The following is a 7,693-nucleotide window of genomic DNA, read 5'->3' on the forward strand; positions in this document are numbered from 1 at the left end:
ACAGATCAATCCGGATATCCGGTTCAGCCGAGCTTTTCGGTCAGTTCCGGTACCGCCTGGAACAGGTCTGCGACCAGGCCGAAATCGGCGACCTGGAAGATCGGCGCCTCTTCGTCCTTGTTGATCGCCACGATGACCTTCGAGTCCTTCATGCCGGCCAGGTGCTGGATCGCGCCCGAAATACCGACGGCGACATACAGATCTGGGGCAACAACCTTGCCGGTCTGACCCACCTGCCAGTCGTTCGGCGCATAGCCCGAGTCAACGGCCGCACGCGACGCACCAACCGCAGCGCCCAGCTTGTCAGCCAGGGTTTCGATCAGTTTGAAGTCTTCTTCCGAGCCGACACCGCGGCCGCCCGAAACAACAACGCCGGCCGAGGTCAGCTCTGGACGGTCGCTTTCGGCCACCTTGTCCTCAACCCAGGACGACAGGCCGGGGTTCTCGCCGACCGACACGGTCTCGACCGCGGCCGAACCACCTTCGCCGGCAGCGTCAAAGCTGGCGGTCCGGATGGTGACGACCTTCTTGGCGTCGTTCGACTTGACGGTCTGGATCGCGTTGCCCGCATAGATTGGGCGCTCAAACGTAGAGCCATCGACCACGCCCGAGGCATCCGAGATCACCATCACGTCCAGCAGCGCTGCAACGCGCGGCATCACGTTCTTGGCGTCGGTGGTGGCAGGGGCAACGATGTGCTCATACCCATCGGACAGGCCCACGATCAGGGCTGCGGTCGATTCCGCCAGGCGGTGGCCCAGCGATGCGTCTTCGGCGACCAGAACCTTGGATACGCCGTCGATCTTGGCGGCGGCCTCACCGGCAGCAGCGGCAGACCCGCCTGCGGCCAGAACGGTCACGTCGCCCAGCACTTTCGCGGCGGTCACGGCCTTTGCGGTCGCATCCATCGCCAATTCGCCGTTGTTCACTTCGGCAAGCAGAAGTACAGCCATTACACAGCCCCCGCTTCTTTGAGTTTCTCGACCAGCTCGTCAACCGAGCCCACGATGATGCCCGCCGCGCGCGCCGGCGGCTCTTCGGTCTTGACGATTTCCAGACGCGGGGTGACGTCGACGCCGTAATCGGCGGCGGTTTTCTCGTCCAGCGGCTTTTTCTTCGCCTTCATGATGTTGGGCAGCGAGGCATAGCGCGGCTCGTTCAGACGCAGGTCGACGGTGATGATGGCGGGCATCTTGACGCTGATGGTCTGTAGGCCGCCATCGACCTCGCGGGTGACCTTGGCGGTGTCGCCTTCGATGTCCAGCTCGGACGCGAAGGTGCCCTGGGACCAGCCCAACAGCGCCGACAGCATCTGGCCGGTGGCGTTCATGTCGTTGTCGATCGCCTGCTTGCCTGCCAGAACAATGCCGGGCTGCTCTTCTTCGACCACTTTGGCCAGGATCTTGGCAACGGCCAGAGGCTCGATATCGGTGTGTACATCGTCAGTCGCCACAACCAGGATTGCGCGGTCAGCCCCCATGGCCAGCGCCGTGCGCAGCGTCTCCTGCGCCTGTTTCACGCCGATCGAAACAGCAACGACCTCGTCGGCCTTGCCGGCTTCTTTCAGGCGGATAGCTTCTTCCACCGCAATCTCGTCGAACGGGTTCATCGACATTTTGACATTGGCGAGATCAACACCGCTACCGTCCGCTTTCACGCGGACCTTCACATTGTAGTCAATCACGCGTTTGACAGGCACCAGTACCTTCATTGTAGCGCTTTCTCCTCAAAAAAACGGTAAGCCGCGCAGGCGACTCCACCAATGCTCTCGACCGACTAGATAGCGCCTGCCGCAGTGGCACAACAGAGCAAAATCGTCACGTCATGGCGTCGGGACGTCGCGTTTTGCAATTTTTTTGCCAAGTGGCGAAAGAATATTACCCGCGACTCTGTATTTCGCGATCAGCGGTTCGCGCCCGGAACCCACAACACGTCGTCTTTGCCGTTTGCGTTTGCGCAGCGTGCTGCAACAAAGAACCAGTCGCTGAGACGGTTGAGGTATTTGACCGCCACGTCGTTGACGGGCTCCATATTCGTCAGCTCGACCGCAAGCCGTTCCGCCCGGCGCGAAACGGTCCGGCAGACATGCAGATGTGCTGCCAAGCGCGAGCCACCGGGCAGGATGAAACTGCGCAGAGGTTCCAGCGTCTCGTTCATTGCGTCGATCTCGGCTTCCAGCCGGTCGATCTGGGCAGGCACGATGCGTAGGGGGGGATAATCGGCCTCGGCGTCTTTTTCCATGTCGGGGCGACAGAAGTCGGCACCCAGATCGAACAGGTCATTTTGAATGCGCGACAGCGCGGTTTCGACATCACCTTCGGCCTCGGTCCGTGCCACGCCGACAAAAGCGTTCAGTTCGTCCACGGTGCCATAGGCTGCAACGCGGCCCGAATATTTTGCCACGCGCTCTCCGTTGCCCAGGGCGGTTTTCCCGTCATCGCCAGTGCGTGTGTAGATTTTGTTGAGTACGACCATTTATTGAACTCCCTGTCCGCGCAGATACACGAAAAGCACGATCAGCAACACGGCGATGAACTGAAAGAGAATGCGCAGGCGCATCATCTTGTTGCTTTTCTTGGCCGCTTCCATGCCGCCTTTGCCGAAATTCGCGATGCCTAAGGCCAGCACTACGACAACTGCCGCCATAGCCAGAAGCAGAATGACCATCACAAGGTTCATTTGAACTCACCGTCCGGTTTTTTTCGATTACCACCCATCTAGCGTCAGGGCGTCGAAAAGCGAACGGGAAATATCGTCTCAGATATCCGAAAGGATTCGATCAGAGGCGTTTGTAGGCAGAATGCGGCGCAGTATCCCGGCGATATATGTCGGAGTGGTCACATAGTAACGTGGTTTGGGGCGTCGGGCCTCGACCGCATGAGCCAGCTTGTCCGTGACGGCAGAGGCGGGCAATTCAAATCGGTCTGGCCCACTGCTTTCATAAAGGCGATTAAGAAGTGAGCCTTCATACTTCTCCCGAATGGCCGAGTTTTCCCAGTCGATGTATTTCTCGAACAATGGGATCGCCTTTTCCCGGAGTTTTGAGGTGATGGGGCCGGGTTCGATCAGGGCGACGTGGATGTCGGTATCCCGAAGTTCCAGCCGCAGCGTGTCGGTCAGCCCTTCGATCGCGTATTTCGTGGCGACATATGCGCCGCGCCACGGGAAGGCGACAAGACCCAGAACCGAGGAACACTGCACAATCCGGCCATGACCCTGTTCCCGCATGACGGGAATGACCTGTCGGGTCAGCTCGTGCCAACCAAAGACATTGGTCTCAAATATATGGCGCAGGCCATCCGTCGGAACATCCTCAACCGCGCCGGGCAAGCCATGTGCGCCATTGTTGAAAAGGGCATCCAGAGAGCCGCCTGTAGCCTCGAGAACGTGGGACAAGCCCGATGTAATGCTCTCTGCATCAGTGTAGTCGATTCTGGGGCTTTCAAAGCCCTGTGCGCGTAGGCGATCACAGTCGCGTTGCTGGCGGCAGGATGCAAAAACGCGCCAGCCTCTTGCACGCATCCCGTGTGCCGCGTCCAGACCGATGCCTGACGAGCATCCCGTGATAAGAATCGATTTCTGCATATACCTTCCGAGCCTGATCCCCGCCCATAGCTATGGCGGGGTTTGCGGCAGGGCAATGACACTTCGATGTCAGTTCGTTGTTTTCCGGACGAGTGATGCCGAAATCCACCCAACCTGTTGCCCCGGCAACACGCGCAGGCGCAACCAGCCGGTACCTGAGTCCCCAAATACCTCAACCTGCTGGCCGATCCTGGCTTTGCCGATGATCGGATAGATCGTCCCCGGCCCATCGCGCAGGTTCACGCGGGTTCCCGAAATTTCACGGATATCCTTGGCGGCCTCGACAGGGGCGGGCAGTTCGACCGTTGGCAGCTCGGCGTCGGTGGTGACCTGTTCGAGAGAGGCCAGACCCTGTTCCAGCGACGCAAGGGTCAGAGTGACGTTTTCGTCAGCGAACAGTGAGGGGTTTGCCTTCAGACCAGTCGCGACTTGCGACAACAGCGCTTTGGTTTCTGCTTCGTCCAATTCGGCGACAGGTTCAGTGACCGGTGCGACCGGCGCCGGAGGCTTCACCGCGGCGCGCACGACCAACGTTTCCGCGGGCGCGGGTTCGATAGCTGGTCTTGAAGGTTTCGGGACAATGGCAACACGCTCGGGCTCCGCTGTGCGGACCCCGCGCGGCTCAAAGTCCGGACCTCCGCTCATCACGTAAAAAGCCCAGCCGAGTGCGGCAAAAGTAACAAGTACAAGGCGCGTCATGGCGCATCCCCCAATTCAATCGTAACAACAAAAAAGGCAGCAATCATTCAATTGTTGGAATGGTAGCATAATAGAAGGGCAGAGTCGAAAATTCGGGGAAAACACCGACTTGCCTCCCCCTGTTGCAAAAAGCCCGACTTGTCCCCAGTAAAATACGCGTTGCTTGCTTTACCAAGGCGTTCTTGCGTCGTATCACATCATATATGAACGATACGATCGACGACCCCAACATGGAGGCCCCCGACCACGGGGGTGAGGTTGCAGAACCGCTGCGCCGCGCGATAGGCGAGCGTTACCTGACCTATGCGCTGTCCACAATCATGCACCGCGCCCTGCCGGACGCGCGGGACGGATTGAAGCCGGTGCACCGGCGAATCCTCTTTGCGATGAGAGAGCTGCGACTCAGCGCAACCGGAGGTTTTCGCAAATCCGCCAAGATTTCCGGCGACGTGATGGGCAATTACCACCCGCATGGCGACGCCGCGATTTACGACGCAATGGCGCGCCTGGCGCAGGACTTCAACGTGCGTTACCCGCTGGTCGACGGGCAGGGGAATTTCGGGAATATCGACGGCGACAATCCGGCGGCCTCGCGATATACCGAGGCGCGGATGACCATCGTGGCCGAGGCGCTGCTGGAAGGTCTGAACGAAGACGCCGTGGATTTCCGCGACAACTATGATGGCACGCTGACCGAACCTGTGGTGCTGCCTGCGCAGTTTCCGAATCTTTTGGCCAACGGCGCCAGCGGTATCGCCGTCGGCATGGCCACGAACATCCCGCCGCACAACATCTCGGAGCTTTGCGACGCCTGCCTGCACCTGATCAAAACACCGGACGCGCGGGACGACACGTTGCTGAACTATGTCCCCGGCCCGGATTTTCCGACCGGTGGCGTGATCGTCGAACCGCCCGAGAACATCGCGCAAGCCTATCGCACCGGGCGCGGCTCGTTCCGACTGCGCTGCAAGTTCGAGGTCGAGGATCTGGGCCGTGGCCAGTGGCAGATCGTGGTGACCGAGATTCCCTATCAGGTTCAGAAATCCAAGCTGATCGAAAAGATCGCGGAACTGATCCAGACCAAGAAAATCCCGATCCTCGCAGATGTGCGCGACGAATCCGCCGACGATATCCGTCTGATCCTCGAGCCACGCTCCAAGAACGTGGACCCCGAGGTGCTCATGGGCATGTTATACCGCAACTCGGACCTCGAGGTGCGGTTCAGCCTGAACATGAACGTGCTGATCGATGGGGTGACGCCCAAGGTCTGTTCGATGAAGGAAGTTTTGCGAGCCTTCCTCGATCACCGGCAAGAGGTGCTGCTGCGCCGCTCGCGTCACCGCATGGCCAAGATCGACCACCGGTTGGAAGTGCTCGAAGGCTTTATCGTCGCCTTCCTGAACCTCGACCGTGTGATCGACATCATCCGTTATGACGACGACCCCAAGGCCGCGCTGATGCGCGAGGATTGGGGCATCGACCACGTTCGCGCCACCGACGAATCTGACTACGTCACGCCTAAGCCGGGCGAGGGCGAGCTGTCGGAAGTTCAGGTCGACGCCATCCTCAATATGCGCCTGCGCTCCTTGCGCCGTCTGGAAGAGATGGAGCTGGTTCGCGAACGCGACGCGCTGATGGAAGAACGCGCCAATCTCGAAGATCTGCTGGCCGATCCCGCCCTGCAATGGGCCAAGATTGCCGAGCAATTGAAAGAGACGAAAAAGACCTTTGGCAAAGATTATGAAGGCGGTGCGCGCCGCACCCGGTTTGCCGAGGCCGGACAGGTTGAAGAAGTTCCGCTTGAGGCGATGATCGACAAAGAGCCGATCACGGTCGTCTGCTCGCAGATGGGCTGGATTCGCGCCATGACCGGCCATATCGACCTGAAGCGAGAGTTGAAGTTCAAGGACGGCGACGGCCCGCGTTTCATCTTCCACGCGGAAACGACCGACCGGTTGCTGGTCTTTGCCTCGAATGGCCGATTCTATACCGTCAGCGCAGCCAACCTGCCCGGCGGGCGCGGCATGGGCGAGCCCTTGCGCCTGATGGTGGATCTGCCCAACGAGGCGCAGATCATCGACATCTTGATCCACAAGCCGGGGCGCAAGCTGCTGGTGGCCTCGGACGCGGGCAACGGCTTTATGGTGCCGGAAGATGACGTGCTGGCGCAGACGCGCAACGGCAAACAAGTGCTGAACGTCAAGGGTGATGAGACGGCCATGATCTGTAAGCCTGTGGAAGGCGATCATGTCGCTGTCGTGTCCCAAAACGGCAAATTCCTGGTCTTCCCCACGGAAGAACTGCCAGAGATGGGTCGCGGCAAGGGCGTGCGTTTGCAGAAATACAATATGGCGCGGGGCCGTCAGGGAACGCTTGAGCTGGATGGGGGCTTGTCCGACATCACGACGTTCAACTGGGAAGACGGTCTCAAATGGTCCATGGGCGGCGACAAGACCCGACATGAGGCGGATATGACGCAATGGCTGGCAAAACGCGCCAGTGTCGGGAAAAAACCGCCCTATGGCTTCCCGCGCGACTATAAGTTTTCGTGATCGCGCTGCTGCGCGGGTGAATTTCCGCCGATACGGCTTTGCACAACCCGTATCGGTGCGCTAGATCAACAAAAAACAGGCCTATCGAGACGACACATGTTGCGCATTCTGACGCTGATCACCGGACTGGCCCTGATGGCCGCTTGCACACAGACACAGGTGTATGAGCCGCCTGAATCCCTCGGAGAATTCAAGCTTCGTGTGAATTATGCCTTTGCGGACAAGGCCGTTCAGGGACCTGTATCGCGGGACGCCACACCTGACGAATGGACAAAAGCGATCCAGAACGCGGTTGATATTCGTTTGGGGCGTTACGAAGGCTCACAGGAATATGACCTTGGCATCAGCCTTGAAGGTTACATGCTGGCCCCGCCGGGGATCCCTGTGATCTACAACCCCAAAAGCACTGCGATTGTGTTGGTCAACGTCTATGACGTGAAGAAAAAAGAGTTTCTGGCCAAGGGTAAGCAATTCCAGGTGCTGGAAGACACCACCGGCGGAAGTGCCCTCAAAGGATCGGGGCATGAGCGCACAAAAGAAGAACAGATGAGCGGTCTGGCCCTCAAGATAGCCGACCGGGTCGAGGAATGGCTGGCTGAAGAGCACAAGGAAAATGGTTGGTTCGACAAACGGCCGGACCTTATCCAGCCGTTGGAATCTGTCGAGGTCACGCAAAATCCGGCAGGATAAGCGCTTTTCCCTCAGGATGTGCTTGATTTTCCCCTTTGAACCAAATATCTCGCGCGCGCAGATGTAACCACGGGACCAAGGGTCCCCCAAATCGCAAAAGGGCGCCTGAGGAATGGCAAAGGAAAAGTTTGAGCGTACAAAACCGCACGTCAACATCGGCACGATTG

At 59.1% G+C, this 7,693-nt stretch carries 9 protein-coding genes; 2 read left to right on the plus strand and 7 right to left on the minus strand.

The window, feature by feature from the left end; all coding sequences use genetic code 11:
• Nucleotides 1-23 precede the first annotated feature (23 nt).
• From GS605_RS18000 to GS605_RS18025, 6 genes are all read right to left on the minus strand, one after another.
• Nucleotides 24-953 (minus strand): electron transfer flavoprotein subunit alpha/FixB family protein, encoded by a 930-nt coding sequence (locus GS605_RS18000; protein WP_171637530.1) that lies wholly within the window; start codon nt 951-953, stop codon nt 24-26.
• Nucleotides 953-1,711, minus strand: a complete 759-nt coding sequence (locus GS605_RS18005) for an electron transfer flavoprotein subunit beta/FixA family protein (protein ID WP_171637528.1) — start codon at nt 1,709-1,711, stop codon at nt 953-955. The genes GS605_RS18000 and GS605_RS18005 overlap by 1 nt, the downstream gene beginning before the upstream one ends.
• A 191-nt stretch (nt 1,712-1,902) precedes the next feature.
• The gene (locus GS605_RS18010) at nt 1,903-2,475 is read right to left on the minus strand and encodes a cob(I)yrinic acid a,c-diamide adenosyltransferase (protein WP_152457109.1); all 573 of its coding nucleotides are present in this window, start codon (nt 2,473-2,475) and stop codon (nt 1,903-1,905) included.
• Nucleotides 2,476-2,679 carry a twin transmembrane helix small protein gene (locus tag GS605_RS18015; protein WP_171637525.1) on the minus strand — a complete coding sequence of 68 codons (204 nt, stop codon included), beginning with the start codon at nt 2,677-2,679 and terminating at the stop codon, nt 2,476-2,478. It abuts the gene before it with no gap.
• 78 nt (nt 2,680-2,757) lie between these two features.
• Nucleotides 2,758-3,585: an SDR family NAD(P)-dependent oxidoreductase gene (locus GS605_RS18020; RefSeq protein WP_171724865.1), complete on the minus strand. Its 828-nt coding sequence runs from the start codon at nt 3,583-3,585 to the stop codon at nt 2,758-2,760.
• 69 nt (nt 3,586-3,654) lie between these two features.
• The gene (locus GS605_RS18025) at nt 3,655-4,284 is read right to left on the minus strand and encodes an SH3 domain-containing protein (protein ID WP_253283344.1); all 630 of its coding nucleotides are present in this window, start codon (nt 4,282-4,284) and stop codon (nt 3,655-3,657) included.
• Nucleotides 4,285-4,487: 203 nt separating this feature from the next.
• Here GS605_RS18025 and parC point away from each other — a divergent pair, with 203 nt between their 5' ends.
• Nucleotides 4,488-6,836 carry a DNA topoisomerase IV subunit A gene (gene parC / locus GS605_RS18030; protein ID WP_171724866.1) on the plus strand — a complete coding sequence of 783 codons (2,349 nt, stop codon included), beginning with the start codon at nt 4,488-4,490 and terminating at the stop codon, nt 6,834-6,836.
• 96 nt (nt 6,837-6,932) lie between these two features.
• The gene (locus GS605_RS18035) at nt 6,933-7,526 is read left to right on the plus strand and encodes a hypothetical protein (protein ID WP_171637519.1); all 594 of its coding nucleotides are present in this window, start codon (nt 6,933-6,935) and stop codon (nt 7,524-7,526) included.
• Here GS605_RS18035 and GS605_RS20960 read toward each other — a convergent pair.
• A partial coding sequence (locus tag GS605_RS20960; RefSeq protein ID WP_210093764.1) for a hypothetical protein occupies nt 7,504-7,693 on the minus strand: 190 nt, incomplete at its 5' end. The genes GS605_RS18035 and GS605_RS20960 overlap by 23 nt on opposite strands.

Source organism: Ruegeria sp. HKCCD7559 (genome assembly GCF_013110575.1).
Taxonomy (GTDB): Bacteria; Pseudomonadota; Alphaproteobacteria; order Rhodobacterales; family Rhodobacteraceae; genus Ruegeria.